The following is a 22,200-nucleotide window of genomic DNA, read 5'->3' on the forward strand; positions in this document are numbered from 1 at the left end:
CCACGCTCGTACCTCAACCCCGCCAATTTGGCGGGGCTTTTTTTGCCCACCTGAATTGCCCGTGCCCTTCTGTAGGAGCGAGCTTGCTCGCGAAAAACTCAAGGACGCCACGCTCATTCAGGTTAGGCGCGTTATCGTTAACGATTTTCGCGAGCAAGCTCGCTCCTACAAAGGGCATGCAGGATAACCGTCCATCATTGCGACTGTAGAAAACCGCTGCGCGGCCGATAACCCACTTATAGCACTTAGCCTTCATCCTCACTTGTCAGTCCGTGCTGCATGATGCAACCTTGCCGCAGACAACAGTAAAGAGGGCGATAGCCCGGCGCGATGCGCATTTTTCCAAGCGAGTTTCCCCATGAAAAGCCAACCCGATGTCGCCCGAACGGCGGCCGAGGTCGTGACGCAATTACCGGTGCCTTCGCGCCTCGGTATGCTGCGTTTCGAGCGGCTGAATGAGGCAAGCTGGGCGCTGCTGTACCTCGACCCCAATTGTGAACGCCAATTCGGCCTGCCCGCGGTAGAGCTGTGCTCGCTGGTCGGCTCGCCCTACGCCAGCCTGATGGAGCCCCAGGCGCGCTACCAACTGCACGATGCGATCCAGCAGCAACTGACCCTCAGCCCCCATTACCTGGTGCGCTACACCCTGCACACCAACGACGGCCCGCTGAGCCTGCTGGAGGTGGGTGAGGCCTACAAGCAGCACAATCGCCATCTGCTGCGCGGCTACCTGATGGTGGTGGACGGTTTGTTCAGTAACCTGACACCTGTGCCCGCCGCCGACCTGGAAGACCAGAACAGCCGCCTGCAGATCGCCCTGGAGCTCAACCAGCGCGCACAGCAGGAGCAGTTGCAGCACCTGGAACGGGTGCGCGCCCAGCAGGAACTGATCCTGCTGCTGGCCCGCCAGCGCTACAGCACCAACAACTCCCTGCAAGAAGCCGCCGAACTGATCACCCGCAGCGCCTGTGACATCTACCAGATCGACTGTGCCAGCATCTGGAACCTGGAAGGCCAGCAACTGGTGCCAATTTCGGCCTTTAATCGCGCCGACCAACAGCACCATCTGCCATTGTCGATTGATGCCAGCGGCTTCCCGGATTATCTGGAAGCCCTGCACAGCAGCCGTGCCATCGATGCCAGCAATGCGATGCGCGACCCGCGCACCCGGGAAATGGTCGAAACCCTGCGCCCCATGGACATCCACGCGATGCTCGATGCCAGCATCCGCATCGACGGCCAGGTAGTGGGCGTGCTGTGCCTGGAGCAAAGCACCGGCACCCGGGATTGGCTGTCTGATGAGATAGCCTTTGCCGGCGAGTTGGCCGACCAGTTCGCCCAGGTCATCAACAACCATAACCGCCGCGCCGCCACCAGCGCCCTGCACCTGTTCCAGCGTGCCGTGGAGCAAAGTGCCAATGCCTTCCTGCTGGTCAATTGCGACGGCGTGGTGGAGTACGTCAACCCCAGCTTCACCGCGATCACCCAGTACAGCACCGAGGAAGTCCACGGCCATCGCCTGGCCCAGTTGCCGGCCCTGGAAAACCTCAGCGAACTGTTGTTCGACGCGCCCTCCAGCCTGGCCAAGAGCAACAGCTGGCAGGGCGAATTCAAGAGCCGGCGCAAAAACCTCGAACCGTACTGGGGCCAACTGTCGATCTCCAAGGTCTATGGCGACAACCGCGAACTGACCCACTACATCGGCATCTACGAAGACATCACCCAGACCAAACTGGCCCAGCAGCGTATCGAGCGCCTGGCCTACACCGACAACCTGACCAACCTGGGCAACCGCCCGGCGTTCATCCGCAACCTCGATGAGCGCTTTGCCCGTGACAGTGACGCGCCCATCAGCCTGCTGCTGGTGGACATCGACAACTTCAAGCGGATCAACGACAGCCTTGGCCACCAGACCGGTGACAAGCTGCTGATCAGCCTGGCCCGGCGCCTGCGCAACAGCCTCAATGCCGGCGGCAGCCTGGCGCGCTTTGCCAGTAACGAATTTGCAGTGCTGCTGGATAACGCCGACCTTGAGGCCGGCCAGCAGATGGCCTGCCAGCTGTTGATGACCCTCGACAAACCGATGTTCGTCGACAACCAGTTGATCAGTGTCACCGGTTCCGTAGGCCTGGCCTGCGCGCCGCTGCATGGCCGCGACCCACAGACCCTGATGCGCAACGCCGGCCTGGCGCTGCACAAGGCCAAGGCTAACGGCAAGCACCAGGTGCAGGTGTTTACCGAAGCCCTGAATGCCGAGGCCAGCTACAAACTGTTCGTGGAAAACAACCTGCGCCGCGCCCTGACCCAGAACGAGCTCGATGTGTTCTACCAACCCAAGCTGTGCCTGCGCAGCGGGCGCCTGCTGGGCATGGAAGCGTTGCTGCGCTGGAACCATCCGGAAAAGGGCATGATCCGCCCGGACCAGTTCATCAGCGTTGCCGAAGAGACCGGCCTGATCATTCCCATTGGCAAATGGATCGCGCGCCAGGCCTGCCGCATGAGCAGGCAACTGAGCGCCGCTGGCATGGGCAACCTGCAGGTGGCGATCAACCTGTCGCCCAAGCAGTTTTCCGACCCGGACCTGGTGGCGTCCATCGCCAGCATCCTCAAGGAAGAGCAATTGCCCGCCAACCTGCTGGAGCTGGAGCTGACCGAAGGCCTGCTGCTGGAAGCCACCGAGGACACGCGCCTGCAACTGGACCAGTTGAAGAGCCTTGGCCTGACCCTGGCCATGGATGATTTCGGCACCGGTTACTCATCCCTGAGTTACCTGAAGAAATTCCCCATCGACATCATCAAGATCGACCGCAGCTTTATCCATGAAATCCCGGACAACCAGGACGACATGGAAATCACCTCGGCGGTGATCGCCATGGCGCACAACCTCAAGCTCAAGGTGGTTGCCGAAGGCATCGAGACGGCCGAGCAACTGGCGTTCCTGCGCCGCCATCGTTGCGACGTCGGCCAGGGCTACCTGTTCGACCGGCCAATCCCCGGCTCCGAGCTGCTGGACAAGCTCAAACGCTATCCACGCGGGCCAATCGCCTGACAGCGCTGTAACACTCGGGCACACTGGTGGTCTGAACTGTTAACTCAACCTGACGAGAGGACTGATCATGGTCTTGCGCTCGGAAATCCTGGTGAATAAAAACGTGCTGCCTACTGCCGAACAAGCTTTGCCTGGTCGTGAAACCCCGATGAGCCTGCCCGAGACGCACTTCGTCAACGGCAACCCGCTGCTCGGCCCGTTCATGGATGATGTGGGATTTGCGATCTTTGGCCTGGGGTGTTTCTGGGGCGCCGAACGCAAGTTCTGGCAGCGCGACGGCGTGGTCAGCACCGTGGTCGGCTATGCCGGCGGCTTAACGCCAAACCCGACCTATGAAGAAGTCTGCTCGGGCCTGACCGGCCATAGCGAAGTGGTACTGGTGGTGTATGACCAGGCCAAACTCAAGTACGAAGACCTGCTGAAGATGTTCTGGGAACTGCACAACCCGACCCAGGGCATGCGCCAGGGCAACGACATCGGCAGCCAGTATCGCTCGGTGATCTATGCCACCACCCCTGAGCAACTGGACGCTGCGAATGCCAGCGCACAGGCCTATCAGCAAGAACTGACCAAGGCTGGGCTGGGCGAAATCACCACTGAAATCGACCAGGCGCCGACGGTGTACTTCGCCGAGGCCTATCACCAGCAGTACCTGGCGAAGAATCCGCAGGGTTACTGCGGGATCGGCGGTACTGGCGTGACCTGCCCGATCTAAAAATGTGGGAGCGGGCTTGCTCGCGAATGCGGTGTGTCAGTCAGAGAATATGGCGACTGATACACCGCTTTCGCGAGCAAGCCCGCTCCCACATTTGTTCTGTGACCGACTTGATGCCGTTACTCGGCAATCAGCCAATCCATCTGCCAACCACCCTGGGTCTGCCCCAGCTTCTTCGACAGCCACGGCAGCAACTCACGCAACTCCTCCTCAAGGCCCCACGGCGGGTTGGCAATCGCCAGGCCCGAGCCGGTCAGGGTGTTGGGGGTGTCCAGCGGGTGCACCAGCAACTCCACGCGCAGCAACTTTGGCGCGCCGGTGCCGGCCAGGTCCTGGTAGAAGCGACGCAACATGCGCTGGTCCTTCACCGGGTACCAGATCGCGGCGACCGTCTGGCGCATGCGGCCCACGGCTTCCTTGAGGGAGGCGGCGCAGCGCTGCATCTCGTCGAGTTGCTCGAACGGCGGGTCGATCAGCATCAACGCGCGTTTTTCCGGTACCGGCAGCAAGGCCCGTGGCACATGCCAACCTTCGCCCAGATGCACCTTCACCCGGCGGTCACCCTTCATGTTGTCCTTGAGCAGCACGCCGTCTTCCGGGTGCTTTTCATTGAGCAGCACGCGGTCCTGGGGACGAGTCAGGCGCCGCGCCAGCTCTGGCGAACCGGGGTAATAGCGCAACTGGCCATCCGGGTTCATCTCGTGCAGCACTTGCATGTAGTCCGCCGTCAGCGCCGGCAGGTCCGCCTCGCCCCACAGGCGGGCGATGCCCTCCAGGTATTCACCGGTACGGTTGGCCTGGTCGCCTTGCAGGTCGTACAGACCAATCCCGGCGTGGGTGTCGAGATAGGCAAACGGCTGCTCCTTGCGCGACATCAGGGCGATGAGGCGGGTCAAGGTCAGGTGTTTGAAGACATCGGCGTGGTTGCCGGCGTGAAAGGCGTGACGATAATTCATGGTTGCTCCTGCGCAGGGGGCGAAGTTTACCTTTTACCGGGGTAAAGGTGCAGGGCTGCATGCCGGGCGGTGCTTTTTGTCGGACACCGGATTGGATTGAGTAGCCCATTTCCCAAAACTGTAAACGTCCCCCGAATTCAGCCGCCACAAGCACGACAGAGGTGAGTCGGGTCTTTAAATTGCTGCGTCATCTTCATTCAAAGGAATGCCTGTATGACACGCAACCACCCTATTGCGAAATGCCTCCACACCGACAAAACCTGCTGAGGCATTTTCAATGGCTCAGCCCTACGGATTTATCAATAACCGGCAACAAACCTCAGTGGAGCTCAAGGCACGGTTAGGCTTGAGCAAACAAGCTGAAACCAAATTCGACGTGCTCAACATCCACATCCGAAATGCCGTGGTGCAACCTGGGCAACTGGTGATCATTGGCGACGACAGCACCCTGACATGCACCCTGGAAGAGTCCCGCCTGATGCAAGCCGCCTGGAACATTCGTCATAGTGTGACGTCCGAGGGCGGCGATGCCTTCGCCTTGCACAACTACGACCTGTTGCAAAAACTGCTGGGCTTCGCTTCGCTGGGTATAGGTACGGGTGGCGATGCCTGGAGTCGACATCTGCAAGACATTGGCAAAACCCTTGAAGACATTGATGCCCTGCACAAACAGTCACTGCGCCAGGGCGGGGGCACGGTTCGAGATGATTTCCTGGCCCGACGCCAAACCTTGTTTGCCAAGCTGGAGTCGCAGATGCGCGGGTTCGCCCGATATGGCACGGGTTTGCGCAATGAGGGCTCGATCAAGAAGATGCTGGGGATATCCACCAGGAGTTATCTGCATACCGGGGAGATCACTCGGTATGCCGAAACCGTTGCGCGGGTTTCAAAGACCGCGAAGCTGCTTAAGAACGGCACGCCACTGGGGATTGCGTTGAGTACGACCTCGACAGCGTTGCAAATTAAGGAGGCGTGTTCTACTGGAAGAGAAGAGCAGTGCAGGATGGCAAAATATACCGAACTGGGAAAATTGGCCGGCGGGGTTGCTGGTGGCTCACTCGGTGGCGCTGCCGGATCGCTACTATGCCTCACCATTTTAGCCCCCACCACTGGCCCAGGAGCCTTGGCTTGCCTGCTGATTGGCGCAGGGATCGGCGGCGCAGCAGGTGGGAGCCTCGGGGGCACGGGCGGCGAAAAGGCAGGATTACTTTTGTATGAATATTGATTATTTCTTGAATCTCCCTGCCAGCGCCCAGATCGTAATCGGCTCGCTAACGGCGGTAGTTATTACCAATATTCTCGGAGTATTTTTGTGTTATCGAAAGCTTGAGGCTATGGAAGCTCATTTAAACAAGTGTCGACTCGTCAGCTTTCACGGCAGTTACCTCGGGAACTCACCGCGAGGAAGAATGATGAGGCTTTGCGCAGTGTATGCAGCCATTGCACTGCCCAGGCTGAATGCGCGACGTGGTGTCGTTGACCTTCAGCAGGTACAGGCCTTTCCACGCGACATCAAGATTCTGCTTCACGGAACCGCCCTTCTGGGGGTGGCCGGTATGGCAGGGCTGATCATCACTTACTTCGATTAACTTTGGGCAAAAAAACGGCCCGCCATCCAAAGGATGCGGGCCGTTTTCAGTTCAGCGGGCCCTCAAGGCCCGCATGAACGCCTCATTTATTGAGGTTGTAGTCTTTCTCGGCAGCAGTGAAGCGCTCAACCATACCGGCAGTCGGTGCGCCCATCTTGCTCACGAAGTAGATCGCCAGGCTGGCGAAGATAAAGCCTGGGATGATTTCGTACAGGCCCAGCAGTTCGAAGTGCTTCCACACGATCACGGTGATCGCGCCGACCAGGATACCGGCCAGTGCGCCGTTGCGGGTCATGCCTTTCCACAGTACAGAGATCAGGACCACTGGACCGAACGCGGCACCGAAACCTGCCCAGGCGTAGCTCACCAGGCCCAGTACACGGTTTTCCGGGTTGGCAGCCATCGCGATGGCGATCAGCGCAACCACCAACACCATGATGCGGCCGACCCATACCAGTTCAAGCTGGGAAGCGCCCTTGCGCAGGAAAGCCTTGTAGAAGTCTTCGGTCAGGGCGCTGGAGCACACCAGCAACTGGCAGCTCAGGGTGCTCATCACCGCAGCCAGGATGGCTGACAGCAGCACGCCCGCGATCCATGGGTTGAACAGCAGCTTGGCCAGTTCGATGAATACACGCTCAGGGTTTTCGGTCACGGGACCTGCAACTTCTGGGTGCGCCGAGAAGTAGGCAATACCGAAGAAGCCTACAGCCACGGTACCGGCCAGGCACAGGATCATCCAGGTCATGGAGATGCGACGCGCCTTGGCAATCGACTTCACCGAATCCGCCGCCATGAATCGCGCGAGGATGTGCGGCTGGCCGAAGTAGCCCAGGCCCCAGCCCATCAGCGAGATGATGCCGATGAAGGTGGTGTTTTTCAGCATGTCGAAGCTGGTTGGATCTTTCGCTTCAATGGCCAGGAACGTGGTGTCCACGCCGCCGGTAGCCAGCAGCACGATGATGGGCGTCAGGATCAACGCGAAGATCATCAGGGTGGCTTGTACGGTATCTGTCCAGCTCACTGCCAGGAAACCACCGATGAAGGTGTAGGCAATTGTCGCCGCAGCACCGGCCCACAGCGCCGTCTCGTAGGACATGCCGAAGGTGCTTTCGAACAGACGGGCACCGGCCACGATGCCGGAGGCGCAGTAAATGGTGAAGAACACCAGGATCACGACGGCCGAGATAATCCGCAGCAGGCCGCTTTTGTCTTCAAAGCGGCTGGAGAAGTAGTCCGGCAAGGTCAGGGCGTCGCCGTTGTGTTCGGTCTGCACGCGCAGGCGACCGGCCACAAACAGCCAGTTCAGGTAAGCACCGACAACCAGGCCGATGGCGATCCAGCTTTCCGACAGGCCCGACATGTAGATGGCACCTGGCAGGCCCATCAACAACCAGCCGCTCATATCCGAGGCGCCAGCCGAGAGTGCGGTGACGACGCTGCCGAGGCTGCGACCACCTAGAATGTAATCGGAGAGGTTATTGGTGGAGCGATAGGCCATGAGACCAATCAACACCATTGCCGCGATGTAGATCACAAATGTGATCAGGGTTGGATTACTTACGCTCATTGAGTTACGCCCTGGCTTTGTTTTTATGTAGCGGCGGTCTGTCAGCCCACCTACAAGAGAGTAGCTTGTAGACGAAGCTGCGTGCCGCGCATTTATGACTGACGTTTCCCCAGGAAAGCCATCAGCCGATGAACCGAACTTTGCAGATGGTTGCACCTTGGTGCGCGAATGCTATTCAACAAAGCAAATAAGGTGCAACCAGTTTCGTAGGAATTAGTTGCACCTAAGCGCGTTTTTCGGCAAACGGCGGTTTTTTGCTCCTTTTCGGAGCAAGAACAGCCAAATCCAGAAGCAAACGCACCAATATCAAGCCGATTCCGTCGAGTGAAATTGTTTTCTGACGAGCAGCGCGGGTTTCATGAAGAAAATGGGTTGCACCCGGTTGCACCTCGTTCAGCGCAAAGCTAATCTTGCCGCCAGCTGATGCCACGCAGTAGTGGCACCCATGAGGATAAAAATATGGCTACGACCACCCTTGGGGTCAAACTCGATGACCCAACCCGCGAACGCCTCAAGGCCGCCGCGACCTCCATTGATCGCACGCCGCACTGGCTGATCAAGCAGGCAATTTTCAATTACCTGGAGAAACTTGAGGGTGGTGCAACCCTGACCGAGCTCAACGGCTCGGGCATCAAGGACGCAGACGACGCCGGCGAGGTGCAGAACGATCACGCCCACCAGTGCTTCCTGGAATTCGCCGAAAGCATCCTGCCGCAATCGGTGCTGCGCGCTTCGATCACTGCTGCTTACCGTCGCCCCGAGCCGGAAGTGGTGCCGATGCTGATCGAGCAGGCACGCCTGCCGGCCCCAATGGCCGAGGCCACCAACAAGCTGGCCGCCTCGATTGCCGAGAAACTGCGCAATCAGAAGAGCGCCGGCGGCCGTGCCGGGATTGTTCAGGGCCTGTTGCAGGAATTCTCCCTGTCGTCCCAGGAAGGCGTGGCACTGATGTGCCTGGCCGAAGCGCTGCTGCGCATCCCGGACAAGGGCACCCGTGACGCGCTGATCCGCGACAAGATCAGCACCGGCAACTGGCACCCACACTTGGGTAACAGCCCATCGCTGTTCGTCAACGCCGCCACCTGGGGCCTCTTGCTGACCGGTAAACTGGTGGCCACGCACAACGAGGCGGGCTTGACCTCGTCCCTGAGCCGCATCATCGGCAAAAGCGGCGAGCCGATGATCCGCAAGGGCGTCGACATGGCCATGCGCCTGATGGGCGAGCAGTTCGTCACCGGCGAAACCATCGCCGAAGCCCTGGCCAACGCGAGCAAGTTCGAAGCCAAGGGTTTCCGTTATTCCTACGACATGCTCGGTGAAGCCGCACTCACCGAACACGATGCACAGAAATACCTGGCCTCGTACGAACAAGCCATTCACTCCATCGGCAAAGCTTCCCATGGCCGTGGGATTTATGAAGGCCCGGGTATCTCCATCAAGCTGTCGGCCCTGCACCCTCGCTACAGCCGCGCCCAGTACGAGCGCGTGATGGACGAGCTGTACCCGCGCCTGCTGTCCCTGACCCTGCTGGCCAAGCAATACGACATCGGCCTGAACATCGACGCCGAAGAAGCCGACCGCCTGGAACTGTCCCTGGACCTGCTGGAGCGCCTGTGCTTCGAGCCGCAACTGACCGGCTGGAACGGCATCGGTTTCGTGATCCAGGCTTACCAGAAGCGTTGCCCGTACGTGATCGACTACGTGATCGACCTGGCACGCCGCAGCCGTCACCGCCTGATGATCCGCCTGGTAAAAGGCGCGTACTGGGACAGCGAAATCAAGCGCGCCCAGGTCGAAGGCCTGGAAGGCTATCCGGTCTACACCCGCAAGGTGTACACCGACGTTTCCTACATTGCCTGCGCACGCAAGCTGCTGTCGGTACCGGAAGTCATCTACCCGCAGTTCGCCACGCACAACGCCCACACCCTGTCGGCCATCTACCATATTGCCGGCCAGAACTATTACCCCGGCCAATACGAGTTCCAGTGCCTGCACGGCATGGGTGAACCGCTGTACGAACAGGTTGTAGGCAAGGTTTCCGAAGGCAAGCTGAACCGTCCGTGCCGCGTGTACGCTCCGGTCGGCACCCACGAAACACTGCTGGCCTACCTCGTGCGTCGCCTGCTGGAAAACGGCGCCAACACTTCGTTCGTCAACCGTATCGCCGACCAATCCATCTCGATCCAGGAGCTGGTGGCCGATCCAGTGGCCAGCATCGAGCAGATGGCGACGCTGGAAGGCGGCTTCGGCCTGCCGCACCCGCGTATCCCGCTGCCGCGTGACCTGTATGGCAGCGAGCGTGCCAACTCGGCCGGTATCGACCTGGCCAACGAACACCGCCTGGCATCACTGTCCTGCGCCTTGCTGGCCACCGCGCACAACCACTGGAAAGCCGCGCCGATGCTCGGTTGCGCGTCCAGCAATGAAGTTGCTGCGCCGGTGCTGAACCCGTCCGACCTGCGTGATGTGGTCGGCCATGTCCAGGAAGCCACCGTCGAAGACGTCGACAACGCGATCCAGTGCGCCCTCAACGCCGCACCGATCTGGCAGGCCACCCCGCCGGCCGAACGCGCGGCGATCCTGGAACGCGCCGCTGACCTGATGGAAGGCGAGATCCAGCCATTGATGGGCCTGCTGGCCCGTGAAGCCGGCAAGACCTTCGCCAACGCCATCGCCGAAGTGCGTGAAGCCGTGGACTTCCTGCGTTACTACGCGGTGCAGGCCCGTAACGACTTCACCAACGACGCCCACCGCCCATTGGGCCCGGTGGTCTGTATCAGCCCGTGGAACTTCCCGCTGGCGATCTTCAGTGGCCAAGTCGCCGCTGCACTGGCCGCCGGTAACCCGGTGCTGGCCAAGCCGGCCGAACAAACCCCGCTGGTGGCCGCGCAGGCCGTGCGCCTGTTGCTGGAAGCCGGCATTCCGCAAGGCGTGCTGCAACTGCTGCCGGGCCAGGGCGAAAGCGTCGGTGCCCGCCTGGTCGGTGATGAGCGCGTCAAAGGCGTGATGTTCACCGGTTCCACCGAAGTGGCGCGCCTGCTGCAACGCAACGTCGCTGGTCGCCTGGATGCCCAGGGCCGCCCGATTCCGCTGATCGCCGAAACCGGTGGCCAGAACGCAATGATCGTCGACTCCTCGGCCCTCACCGAGCAGGTGGTGATCGACGTCGTCTCCTCGGCCTTCGACAGTGCCGGCCAGCGTTGCTCGGCCCTGCGTGTACTGTGCCTGCAGGAAGATTCGGCAGACCGCGTCATCGAAATGCTCAAGGGTGCCATGGCTGAATGCCGCCTGGGCAACCCGGAGCGCCTGTCCGTGGATATCGGCCCGGTGATCGACGCCGAAGCCAAGGCAGGCATCGAGAAGCACATCCAGGCCATGCGCGACAAAGGCCGCACCGTGTACCAGGTGGCGATTGCCGACAGCGAAGAAATCAAGCGCGGCACCTTCGTGATGCCAACCCTGATCGAACTGGAAAGCTTCGACGAGCTGCAACGGGAGATCTTCGGCCCGGTGCTGCACGTGGTGCGCTACAAGCGTAAAGAGATCGACCAGTTGATCGGCCAGATCAATGCTTCTGGCTACGGCCTGACCCTGGGCGTGCACACCCGTATCGACGAGACCATCGCCAAGGTGATCGACAACGTCCATGCCGGTAACGTCTACGTCAACCGCAACATCGTCGGTGCCGTGGTCGGCGTGCAGCCATTCGGCGGCGAAGGTTTGTCGGGCACCGGCCCGAAAGCCGGCGGCCCGCTGTACCTGTACCGCTTGCTGTCGACGCGCCCTACCGATGCGATCGAGCAATCCTTCGTACGCGGTGATGCTCTGGCCGCGCCGGATGTACGCCTGCGTGACGCCATGAGCCAACCACTGACCGCCCTGAAAACCTGGGCCGACAGCAACAAGTTCAGCGATCTGAGCGCCCTGTGCAACCAGTTCGCGGCGCAATCGCAAAGCGGCATCACTCGCCAACTGGCCGGCCCGACCGGCGAGCGCAACAGCTACGCCATCCTGCCCCGCGAGCACGTACTGTGCCTGGCAGAGGCGGAAGGCGACCTGTTGTCGCAACTGGCGGCCGTACTGGCCGTGGGTAGCTCGGCAGTGTGGCCGGAATCCGAACTGACCAAGGCGCTGTTCCCACGGCTGCCGAAGGAAGTTCAGGCGAAGATCCAGCGCGTGGCCGACTGGACCAAGGACGAAGTGATCTTCGACGCCGTCCTGCACCACGGCGACAGCGACCAACTGCGTGGGGTTTGCCAGCAAGTGGCCCAGCGCAGTGGCGCGATTGTCGGGGTCAACGGGCTGTCTTCGGGCGAAACCAACATTGCGCTGGAGCGCCTGGTGATCGAGCGCGCGTTGAGCGTCAATACTGCTGCGGCCGGCGGTAATGCGAGCTTGATGACTATCGGCTGATCAATGCCAACGTGGGGCGCCTGCAATGGGCGCCCCACTGCATTGCATCTGCCTACACCGGATAAATGTAGGAGCGAGCTTGTCTCCGGGCGGCGTTCCGACGAAAAACTTACAGGCGCCGCATTCATTCAGTAAGCACACGTTATTGTTGACGTTTTTCGCGAGCAAGCTCGCTCCTACAGAAGGCGATGACCGCTTAACTGACTGGCATTAAGGCAAGCCAGCTCCTACATTGACCGCGTCATACCTTTACGTTGTGTTTTGCTGCTCCATCACCCAGATCAATCTTGCTATCGCGCCTCTATTCCCAGACTTAGACTCCGGCCTATTCCCTCATAGGTAAGCCGCCATGTCCGAGACGCTCCTCAGTTCCCGCAATCTGGCTTTCGAGCTGTACGAAGTCCTTGATGCCGAGGGCCTGACCCAGCGCGAGCGGTTTGCCGAGCACAACCGCGAAACCTTCGATGCCGCCATTGGCACCGCCCGCAACATCGCCGAAAAGTATTTCGCACCGCACAACCGCAAGGGTGACGAGAACGAGCCGCGCTATGAAAACGGTCAGGCCATCCTGATTCCAGAAGTGAAACCTGCCGTGGATGCCTTTCTCGAAGCCGGTTTCCTCAACGCCGCCCGCAGCTTCGAAGCAGGTGGCATGCAACTGCCGACCCTGCTGTCCCAAGCGTGTTTTGCGCACTTTCAGTCAGCCAACGCGGCCTCGACCTCGTACCCGTTCCTGACCATGGGCGCGGCCAATCTGATCGAGAGTTTTGGCACCGAGGAGCAGAAGCAACGCTTTCTGCAACCGATGATCGAAGGCCGGTTCTTTGGCACCATGGCCCTGACCGAGCCCCATGCCGGTTCGTCGCTGTCGGATATCCGCACCCGCGCCGAGCCCGCGCCAGATGGCACCTACCGCCTCAAGGGCAACAAAATCTTCATCTCCGGCGGCGATCACCCGCTGTCGGAAAACATCGTACACATGGTGCTGGCCAAGCTGCCGGATGCGCCCGCCGGGGTGAAGGGCATTTCGCTGTTTATCGTGCCCAAGTTCCTGGTCAACGATGATGGCAGCCTGGGCAAGCGCAACGATGTGTTGCTGGCCGGGCTGTTCCACAAGATGGGTTGGCGCGGCACCACCTCCACCGCACTGAATTTCGGCGATAACGGCGAGTGTGTCGGCTATCTGGTGGGCAAACCGCACCAGGGCCTGGCCTGCATGTTCCAGATGATGAACGAGGCACGGATTGGCGTCGGCATGGGCGCGGTGATGCTCGGCTACGCCGGTTACCTGTATTCCCTGGACTACGCCCGGGAGCGCCCGCAAGGCCGCCTGCCGGACAGCAAGGACCCGAACACCGCACCGGTGTCGATCATCCAGCACGCCGATATCAAGCGCATGCTGCTCACGCAAAAAGCCTATGTGGAAGGCGCCTTCGACCTGGGCCTGTATGCCGCGCGGCTGTTCGATGACACCACCACCCTGGACAGTGAGGTCGGACGCAAGCAGGCCCATGAGTTACTGGACCTGCTGACCCCGATCGTCAAGTCCTGGCCCTCGGAGTTCTGCCTGAAGGCCAACGAGCTGGCGATCCAGATTCTCGGCGGCCACGGTTACACCCGTGAATACCCGGTGGAGCAGTACTACCGCGACAACCGCCTGAACCCGATCCACGAAGGCACCCACGGCATCCAGTCCCTGGACCTGCTGGGGCGCAAGCTTGCGCAAAATGGCGGCGCGGGCTTGAAGCAGTTGATCCGCCTGATCGCCGAGACCGGAGCCCGGGCCCAGCAATATGAGTCACTCACAGCATTGCGCGAGCCGTTGGAGCAACTGGTGGCACGCCTGCAAAGCGTGACCCTCGGGTTGTTGGCGGATCTCGCCCAGGGCAAGGTCAACAGCAGCCTGGCGAACTCGGCGCTGTACCTGAAAGTGTTTGGGCATACGGTGATTGGCTGGCGCTGGCTGGAACAGGCGATCCGCGCCGAAGAAGGGCTGGCCAAAGGCAATGCGGCGGATGTGGCCTTCTATAAAGGCAAGCTGCAAGCGGCCCGGTACTTCCTGACCTGGGAAATACCGGGGTGCCATCATGAACTGGCGATCCTGGAAGCGCGGGACGATACGTGCCTGGCCATGCAGGACGAATGGTTCTGATCAGGGCTGGCCGATGGCCTTGGAAATCACCTCGACCGTGGCGCTGACTTGCTCTTGGTAACGGTCGAGTTCCTGCTGGTGACGCTGCTGCATCTCGATCTGCTCGGCACATAGGTTCAGCGCCGCCAACACCAGCAGTTTGTCGCCGATCAAGGTCGGGTACTTCTGCTTGGTCGTGGCCAAGGATGCCTTGAGCAGGGTCACAGCCTTGAGCAGGGTGTTGTCTTCCCCGTCCGGGGCCTTGATCGAGTAATCCTCACCGAGAATCGAAACGACCTTTATCCCTTCATTCATGCGCTGACAGGACCTGCGCTCACACGCTCAACCAACGCCTGGATACGGGCTGCGGTGGCGCCCTGCTTTTCTTCCTGCTCCATCAGGTTCAGCTGCAAGCTGTCGTTTTCGTCCTTGGCGCGGGCCAGTTCCGCCTTGAGGGATTCATTGGTGCCCAGCAGTTCCTGATTCTGCTGTACCAGGTCACTGACCAGTTGTTCCAGTTGGCTGAGGGATGTTTCTAACATTTTGAATTCTCGGGCTTTTTCAAAGGGCGGTGACGATAAAGAAAATTCACCGTGGAAGCCAGGGATATCCTGGCGCGCAGCCTTGATTGCACGGGGCAGGCCACGCTTGCGAGCCTTAGTGACTGCATTTACGCCATCTGGTTCCTGAATCCATTCCGATCCACCGAGGGTGCGACAAAAGCGCGCACCCCCTCAAGACTTTAGTCGTACGTCCGATAGGTCATGCATACCCCGCCTCAACGCCGCACGGATCGCGCCTCTCCCAGGACCATTGCATGTCTCTTCGTAATATGAATATCGCGCCGCGCGCGTTTCTCGGCTTCGCGTGCATTGGTGCGCTGATGTTGTTTCTCGGTATTTTTGCCCTGAACCAGATGAGCAAGATCCGTGGCGCAACCGAAGACATCACCCTGCGCAGCGTGCCAAGCATTCGCGCCCTCGATGACTTCACCCAACTGACCCTGCGCCTGCGTGTGCTGTCCTACCGCTTGCTGACCAACCGCGAGCCGGAGGTGCAACAAAAGACCCTGGAAGCCTTCGAATTGCGCAACCAGCAGATCCGCGAAGCCCAGACTGTCTACGAAAAGCTGATCGACAGCCGTGAGGAGCGTTCGGCCTACGATGATTACGTGCGCCTGCTGGGCCAGTACCGCCAGATTGAAGAGCGGATGAAGAGCCTGTCGCGCAACAACCAGACCGAAGAACTGCGCACCTTGCTCAACACTGAACTGTTGAGCAACTCCGAGGCGGTCAACGCGGTCCTGACGCGCCTGCTGGACATCAACAATTCGATGGCCAACGACAGCAACCAGAAAGCCGCCGATCAATATGATTCGGCCTTTGACCTAGTGGTTGCCTTGTTGGTGCTGGCCACGGCGCTGACGGTGCTGTTCGCCTGGCTGCTGACACGCAGCATCACCCTGCCCATCGCCCAGGCCCTGGACGCCGCCGAGAACATTGCCGAGGGCAACCTGACCCGGCCGATCAAGGTCGATGGCGACGACGAAGCCGGCCGCCTGTTGCGGGCGATGCATAAGATGCAGGAGAAATTGCGCGACACCCTGCAGCGTATTTCCGGCTCGGCCACCCAACTCGCCTCGGCAGCGGAAGAGCTGAACGCCGTCACCGACGAAAGTGCTCGCGGCCTGACCCAGCAGAACAACGAGATCGAACAGGCGGCCACTGCGGTCAACGAAATGACCAGCGCCGTCGAAGAAGTCGCGCGCAATGCCGTCAGCACCTCCGAAGCCTCGAAAAACGCCACCACCTCGGCCGGTGATGGGCGTGATCTGGTGCAGGAAACCGTCAGCGCCATTGAGCGCATGAGCGGTGACGTGCAAGGCACAGCCACCTTGATTGGCGCCCTGGCCGAAGAGTCCCGGGACATCGGCAAGGTGCTGGACGTGATTCGCGGCCTGGCCGACCAGACCAACCTGCTGGCCCTGAACGCCGCCATTGAAGCAGCCCGCGCCGGGGAAGCCGGTCGCGGCTTTGCCGTGGTTGCCGATGAAGTGCGGGCCCTGGCCCATCGCACCCAGCAATCCACCAGCGAAATCGAGCGGATGATCGGCAGCATCCAGGCCGGTACCGAACAGGCGGTGGACTCGATGCGCAACAGCACCGAGCGTGCCGAATCGACGCTGAATATCGCCAAAGGCGCGGGAATATCCCTGGATACCATCAACAGCGCGATCGTCGAAATCAACGAGCGCAACCTGGTGATCGCCAGCGCAGCGGAAGAACAGGCGCAAGTGGCGCGGGAAGTGGACCGCAACCTGGTGAATATTCGCGACTTGTCGGTGCAATCGGCGACGGGTGCCAGCCAGACCAGTGCGGCCAGTAGCGAGTTGTCGCGCCTGGCGGTGGATTTGAATGGGATGGTGGGGCGCTTCCGCCTCTAACAGACACCCCAATCAAAATGTGGGAGCGGCGGTGCTGTGTAAACCTGAAAAGCTTTTTGACAGTGCGGCAATTGCACAGGTTAGAATCCCTGGCACGCAGACTGCATGGTCAGTCTGCGCCTCGCCTTTCTTTTCGGAGTACTGCCTTTGAATGCAACGACCATCAACAGCCTGTTCTTGATCGGCGCGTTGCTGGTAAGTGCGAGCATTCTGGTGAGTTCTCTTTCGTCCCGCCTGGGGATCCCGATCCTGGTGATCATCCTGGCCGTGGGCATGCTCGCCGGCGTCGATGGCGGCGGGATTATTTTCGATAACTACCCAACCGCCTACCTGGTGGGCAACCTGGCATTGGCAGTGATCCTGCTCGATGGCGGCTTGCGCACGCGGGTCGCGAGTTTTCGCGTGGCACTGTGGCCAGCCCTGTCGCTGGCGACCGTGGGGGTGTTGATTACCACCGGCCTCACTGGCATGGCTGCGGCCTGGCTGTTTGACCTCAACATCATCCAGGGTTTGCTGATCGGCGCCATCGTCGGCTCCACCGACGCCGCCGCCGTGTTCTCGCTGCTGGGCGGCAAGGGCCTGAACGAACGGGTCAGCGCCAGCCTGGAAATCGAATCCGGCAGCAACGACCCCATGGCGGTGTTCCTCACCGTGACCCTGATCGACATGCTCGCCAGCGGCCAGACCGGCCTGCACTGGAGCCTGTTGACCCACCTGATCCGCGAATTCGGCATCGGCGGCATTATCGGCCTGGGCGGCGGCTGGCTGATGCTGCAACTGGTCAACCGGATCAACCTGGCCAACGGCCTGTACCCGATCCTGGTGATCGCCGGCGGCCTGTTCGTCTTCGCCCTGACCAACGCCTTGCACGGCAGCGGCTTCCTGGCCGTGTACCTGTGCGGCCTGGTGATCGGTAACCGTCCGGTGCGCAGCCGCCACGGCATCCTGCATATGCTCGACGGCATGGCCTGGCTGGCACAGATCGGCATGTTCCTGGTGCTGGGCCTGCTGGTCACGCCTCATGACCTGCTGCCGATCGCCCTGCCGGCCCTGGGCCTGGCGCTGTGGATGATCCTGTTTGCCCGGCCGCTGTCGGTGGCGGTTGGCCTGCTGCCGTTCAAGGCGTTCCATGGCCGCGAAAAAGTGTTTATCGCCTGGGTCGGCCTGCGCGGCGCGGTGCCGATCATTCTCGCGGTGTTCCCGCTGATGGCCGGCCTGCCCCACGCCCAGCTGTATTTCAACCTGGCGTTCTTTATCGTGCTGGTGTCGTTGCTGGTCCAGGGCACCAGCCTGCCCTGGGTCGCCAAGTTGCTGAAAGTAACGGTACCGCCCGAGCCCGCGCCGATTTCCCGGGCGGCCCTGGAAGTGCACGTCACCAGCGAGTGGGAGCTGTTCGTCTACCGCCTGGGTGCCGAAAAATGGTGCATCGGCGCCGCCCTGCGCGAGCTGAAAATGCCCGAAGGCACGCGGATCGCTGCGTTGTTTCGTGGCCAGCAACTACTCCACCCGTCGGGTAGTACAGTGCTGGAAGTCGGTGACCTGCTGTGTGTGATCGGCCATGAACACAACCTCGCCGCCCTCGGCAAACTGTTCAGCCAGGCACCGCAACGGGGCCTGGACCTGCGCTTCTTCGGTGATTTCGTGCTGGAAGGCGACGCCCAGTTAGGCGCGGTATCGGCACTCTACGGGCTCAAGCTCGACGGTATCGACCCGGACATGCCGCTGGGCCAGTTCATCACCCACAAAGTCGGCGGTGCGCCGATTGTTGGCGACCAGGTGGAGTGGAACAACACCATTTGGACCGTCGCGGTGATGGAGGGGAACAAGATCGGCAAAGTCGGCGTCAGATTCCCCGAAGGAAGTCGCCCGGGCCCCGGACTCTTCCTCTAAACTGCGGGGCGACGGCGTGCCATTGGATGCCAGGACGCCCCCTACTCTTGATCTTGTCCGACCGGTCTCTATGACAATTCTGCGCACTTTTTTAGCCACTGCCCTGCTCGGTCTGAGCCTCTGCGTCAGCCCTGTGTATGCCGCCGACCCGCCGAGCACCGAGAGTGTCCAGCAGACCCTGGACAAACTGCCTGACCGCAAATTGCCTGACGCCGACATGAAGGCGCTGCAAAACGTACTACAGCAGACCCTGACTTTCCTCGGCAACAAGCAGGATTACGAGCAGCGCCTGGCCGATCTCAAGCGCCAGTTGGAAGACGCCCCGCGCCAGACCACGGAGAACGCCCGCGAACTGACCCGGCTCAAGGCCAGCAAGGTCGTCCCGGTCGCGCAGCGCTATGCCAGCCTGCCAATCCCGCAACTTGAACAACTGCTGGTGCAGCGCAGCACCCAGCAAGGTGACCTGCAAAAGGAGCTGGCCGACGCCAACAGCTTGAGCATCGCCGCCCAGACCCGCCCCGAGCGCGCCCAGACCGAGATCAGCAATAGCCAGACGCGCATCCAGCAGATCAACGCCACCCTCAAGGCCGGCAAGGACAATGGCAAACCCCTCACTAGCGACCAGCGCAACCTGCTGAACGCCGAACTGGCGGCGCTCAATGCCTTGATCCCGTTGCGCCGCCAGGAGCTGGCGGGCAACAGCCAACTGCAAGACCTGGGCAACAGCCAGCATGACCTGGCAGTGGAAAAAACCGCCCGCCTGGAGCAGGAGATCCAGGACCTGCAAACCCTGATCAACCAGAAACGCCTGGCCCAGTCCCAGGAAACCGTGACCCAGCAGTCCATCGAAGCGCAGAAAGCCGGCGGCAGCAGCCTGCTGGCGACGGAAAGTGCGGCCAACCTGAAACTCTCTGACTACCTGCTCAAGAGCACCGACCGGCTCAATGAGCTGACCCAGCAGAACCTGCAGACCAAACAGCTGCTGGACAACGTAACCCAAAGCGACTCGGCCCTGGACGAGCAGATCAACGTGCTCAAGGGCAGCCTGTTGCTGTCGAAAATCCTCTACAAGCAGAAGCAGGCACTGCCGCGCCTGAAGGTCGACCGCGATCTGGCCGACGATATTGCCAACATTCGCCTGTACCAGTTCGAGGTCAACCAGCAGCGTGAACTGATCAGCTCGCCGAGCACCTACGTCGAAAACCTGCTGGCCAATCAGCCAGAGGATCAGGTTACGCCACAGCTGCGCCGCACCCTGATGGAGCTGGCCGTGACCCGCAGCGACCTGCTGGAGCGCCTGAGCCGGGAACTGAGCGCGCTGCTCAATGAATCCATCACCCTGCAACTGAACCAGAAACAGCTGCTGAGTACCGCCGCCAGCCTGCGCGCGACCCTCGACGAACAGATGTTCTGGATCCCCAGCAACAAACCGCTGGACATCGAATGGCTGGAAACCGTACCCAACCGCCTGGAAAAGCAGGTCGACACCCTGCCCTGGGCTTCCAGCCTCAGCGAGTTGTATGACGGCCTGACCCAACGCCCGCTGCTGTTTTTGCCCCTGCTGCTGTTGATCGGCGCACTGTTGTGGCGGCGTAGCAACCTGTACGAGCGCCTGAAAAAGATCCACATGGATATCGGTCACTTCAAACGTGACAGCCAGTGGCACACCCCCATCGCAATCCTGGTCAACATCTTCCTGGCTCTGCCGGTGAGCCTCGGCCTGGCGCTGTGCGGCTACGCCCTGCAAATCGACGCCCGTGGGCAGAACGCCAACCTGGGCATGGCCCTGGTGCAGATCGCCCAGGCGTGGCTGGTGTTCTACACCGCCTATCGGATCCTGGCGCCGGGCGGTGTGGCCGAGCTGCATTTCCGCTGGGAAAAGCCCCAGGTCGAATTCCTCCAGGGCTGGATCCGCAAGCTGGGGCTGGTGGTCCTGGCGCTGGTGGCCGTGGTGTCGATCGCCGAACATCAACCTGCCGCCCTGGCAGACGATGTGCTGGGTATCGCCGTAGTCCTGACCTGTTATGGGCTGATGGCCTGGCTGCTCAGCCGCCTGTTGCTCAACAGCCCGACCCATGAGAAAGCCTCGCTGTTTCGCAAGCTGGTGGGCGTACTGTTTACCGCGCTACCCATCGCCCTGTTTATCGCCGTGTGCTTTGGCTACTACTACACCGCCCTCAAGCTCAGTGATCGCCTGATCAACACCCTGTACCTGCTGATGTTCTGGCTGGTGATCGAAGCCACCTTCGTCCGTGGCCTGAGCGTTGCCGCGCGGCGCCTGGCCTACTCCCGGGCCCTGGCCAAGCGCCAGGCTGCCAAGGAAGCCGGCGATGGCGAAGTGGTGGTCGAAGAGCCGACCCTGGACATCGAACAGGTCAACGAACAGTCCATGCGCCTGATTCGCCTGGCCCTGCTCGGCGGCTTTATCGCCGCGTTGTACTGGGTCTGGTCGGACCTGATCTCGGTGTTCTCCTACCTGGACAACGTCACCCTCTACGAATACACCAGCGGCACCGGCGCCAATATCAGCATGGTGCCCATCAGCATCGGCGACATGCTCGGCGCACTGATCATCATCGGCATCACCTTCGCCCTGGCGCGCAACCTGCCGGGGCTTCTGGAAGTGCTAGTTCTGTCCAAACTCGACCTGGCCCAGGGCAGCGCCTACGCCACCACCACCTTGCTATCGTATGTGATTGCCGGTGTGGGTTTCGTGTCCACCCTGTCGACCCTCGGGGTGAGCTGGGACAAGCTGCAATGGCTGGTGGCCGCACTGTCGGTGGGCCTGGGTTTCGGCATGCAGGAGATCTTCGCCAACTTCATCTCCGGCATCATGATCCTGTTCGAGCGTCCGGTACGGATTGGCGACACCATCACCATCGGCAACCTGTCGGGCACGGTGAGCAAGATCCGCATCCGCGCCACCACCATCACCGACTTCGACCGCAAGGACATCATTGTCCCGAACAAAACCTTCATCACCGGGCAACTGATCAACTGGTCGCTGACCGACACCATCACCCGGGTTACCCTCAAGCTGGGCGTGGACTACGGCTCCGACCTGGACCTGGTGAAGGACTTGCTGCTCAAGGCCGCCAGGGATAACCCACGGGTACTGAAGGATCCGGAACCCCACGTGTACTTCCTCAACTTCGGCGAAAGCACCCTGGACCACGAATTGCGCATGCATGTGCGCGACCTGGGCGACCGTAACCCGGTGATCGATGAGGTCAACCGCTTCATCAACCGTGAGTTCAAGAAGCAGAGCATCAACATTTCGTTCCGCCAGATGGAGGTCTACCTGAAGAACCTGCACGGCCAGGAATACAAGCTGGTGGAAATCGAGCCCCTGAGCAAACCGGCGAATGACGGTTCGCCACAACCACCACCGCCCACCAAACTCGACTAACCGCGCTATCCCCAGCAGAATGCTCGGACATTCTGCTG

13 protein-coding genes and 2 pseudogenes are annotated in these 22,200 nt (G+C 60.9%); 10 read left to right on the plus strand and 5 right to left on the minus strand.

Translation table 11 applies throughout. From position 1 onward, the window contains the following. Positions 1-358: 358 nt before the first annotated feature. The gene (locus KL786_RS10535; protein ID WP_215517587.1) at positions 359-3,049 is read left to right on the plus strand and encodes a putative bifunctional diguanylate cyclase/phosphodiesterase; all 2,691 of its coding nucleotides are present in this window, start codon (positions 359-361) and stop codon (positions 3,047-3,049) included. Positions 3,050-3,116: 67 nt separating this feature from the next. After that, on the plus strand, positions 3,117-3,764 hold the full coding sequence (gene msrA, locus KL786_RS10540) for a peptide-methionine (S)-S-oxide reductase MsrA (RefSeq protein WP_032862125.1): 648 nt from the start codon (positions 3,117-3,119) through the stop codon (positions 3,762-3,764). A gap of 119 nt (positions 3,765-3,883) precedes the next feature. On the opposite strand, the gene KL786_RS10545 is transcribed toward msrA, so the two are convergent. Then, positions 3,884-4,720, minus strand: a complete 837-nt coding sequence (locus tag KL786_RS10545; RefSeq protein WP_032862126.1) for a 23S rRNA (adenine(2030)-N(6))-methyltransferase RlmJ — start codon at positions 4,718-4,720, stop codon at positions 3,884-3,886. 277 nt (positions 4,721-4,997) lie between these two features. Here KL786_RS10545 and KL786_RS10550 point away from each other — a divergent pair, with 277 nt between their 5' ends. Beyond that, entirely contained in the window at positions 4,998-5,945 is a 948-nt protein-coding gene (locus KL786_RS10550) for a hypothetical protein (protein ID WP_215517588.1), read from the plus strand. Next, positions 5,935-6,309, plus strand: a complete 375-nt coding sequence (locus KL786_RS10555) for a hypothetical protein (RefSeq protein WP_215517589.1) — start codon at positions 5,935-5,937, stop codon at positions 6,307-6,309. The genes KL786_RS10550 and KL786_RS10555 overlap by 11 nt, the downstream gene beginning before the upstream one ends. A gap of 82 nt (positions 6,310-6,391) precedes the next feature. On the opposite strand, the gene putP is transcribed toward KL786_RS10555, so the two are convergent. Beyond that, the gene (gene putP, locus KL786_RS10560) at positions 6,392-7,876 is read right to left on the minus strand and encodes a sodium/proline symporter PutP (RefSeq protein ID WP_032862131.1); all 1,485 of its coding nucleotides are present in this window, start codon (positions 7,874-7,876) and stop codon (positions 6,392-6,394) included. A 223-nt stretch (positions 7,877-8,099) separates the two neighbouring features. Beyond that, positions 8,100-8,306 carry a hypothetical protein gene (locus tag KL786_RS10565; RefSeq protein ID WP_154841359.1) on the minus strand — a complete coding sequence of 69 codons (207 nt, stop codon included), beginning with the start codon at positions 8,304-8,306 and terminating at the stop codon, positions 8,100-8,102. A gap of 29 nt (positions 8,307-8,335) precedes the next feature. Here KL786_RS10565 and putA point away from each other — a divergent pair, with 29 nt between their 5' ends. Together putA and KL786_RS10575 are read left to right on the plus strand one after the other, a co-directional pair. After that, entirely contained in the window at positions 8,336-12,289 is a 3,954-nt protein-coding gene (putA, locus tag KL786_RS10570; RefSeq protein WP_215517590.1) for a trifunctional transcriptional regulator/proline dehydrogenase/L-glutamate gamma-semialdehyde dehydrogenase, read from the plus strand. 349 nt (positions 12,290-12,638) lie between these two features. Next, entirely contained in the window at positions 12,639-14,441 is a 1,803-nt protein-coding gene (locus KL786_RS10575; RefSeq protein WP_215517591.1) for an acyl-CoA dehydrogenase, read from the plus strand. Here KL786_RS10575 and KL786_RS10580 read toward each other — a convergent pair whose 3' ends face one another. Next, the gene (locus KL786_RS10580; RefSeq protein WP_032862135.1) at positions 14,442-14,735 is read right to left on the minus strand and encodes a cell division protein ZapA; all 294 of its coding nucleotides are present in this window, start codon (positions 14,733-14,735) and stop codon (positions 14,442-14,444) included. It lies immediately after the preceding gene. Then, positions 14,732-14,962, minus strand: coding sequence for a hypothetical protein (locus KL786_RS10585; protein WP_032862136.1), 231 nt, complete (start codon positions 14,960-14,962; stop codon positions 14,732-14,734). Before KL786_RS10585 ends, KL786_RS10580 begins: the two co-directional genes overlap by 4 nt. Positions 14,963-15,303: 341 nt before the next feature. Here KL786_RS10585 and KL786_RS30095 point away from each other — a divergent pair. The 4 genes and pseudogenes from KL786_RS30095 to mscK all read left to right on the plus strand — a co-directional run. Next, a pseudogene (locus KL786_RS30095) lies at positions 15,304-15,960 on the plus strand (MCP four helix bundle domain-containing protein); the annotation flags it as partial. A 303-nt stretch (positions 15,961-16,263) separates the two neighbouring features. After that, a pseudogene (locus tag KL786_RS30100) lies at positions 16,264-16,863 on the plus strand (methyl-accepting chemotaxis protein); the annotation flags it as partial. Positions 16,864-17,010: 147 nt separating this feature from the next. Then, positions 17,011-18,753: a potassium/proton antiporter gene (locus KL786_RS10595; protein WP_215517593.1), complete on the plus strand. Its 1,743-nt coding sequence runs from the start codon at positions 17,011-17,013 to the stop codon at positions 18,751-18,753. A gap of 70 nt (positions 18,754-18,823) precedes the next feature. Beyond that, the gene (gene mscK, locus KL786_RS10600; RefSeq protein ID WP_215517594.1) at positions 18,824-22,162 is read left to right on the plus strand and encodes a mechanosensitive channel MscK; all 3,339 of its coding nucleotides are present in this window, start codon (positions 18,824-18,826) and stop codon (positions 22,160-22,162) included. Positions 22,163-22,200: the final 38 nt, after the last annotated feature.

The organism is Pseudomonas sp. TAE6080, assembly GCF_018732265.1.
Taxonomy (GTDB): domain Bacteria; phylum Pseudomonadota; class Gammaproteobacteria; order Pseudomonadales; family Pseudomonadaceae; genus Aquipseudomonas; species Aquipseudomonas brenneri.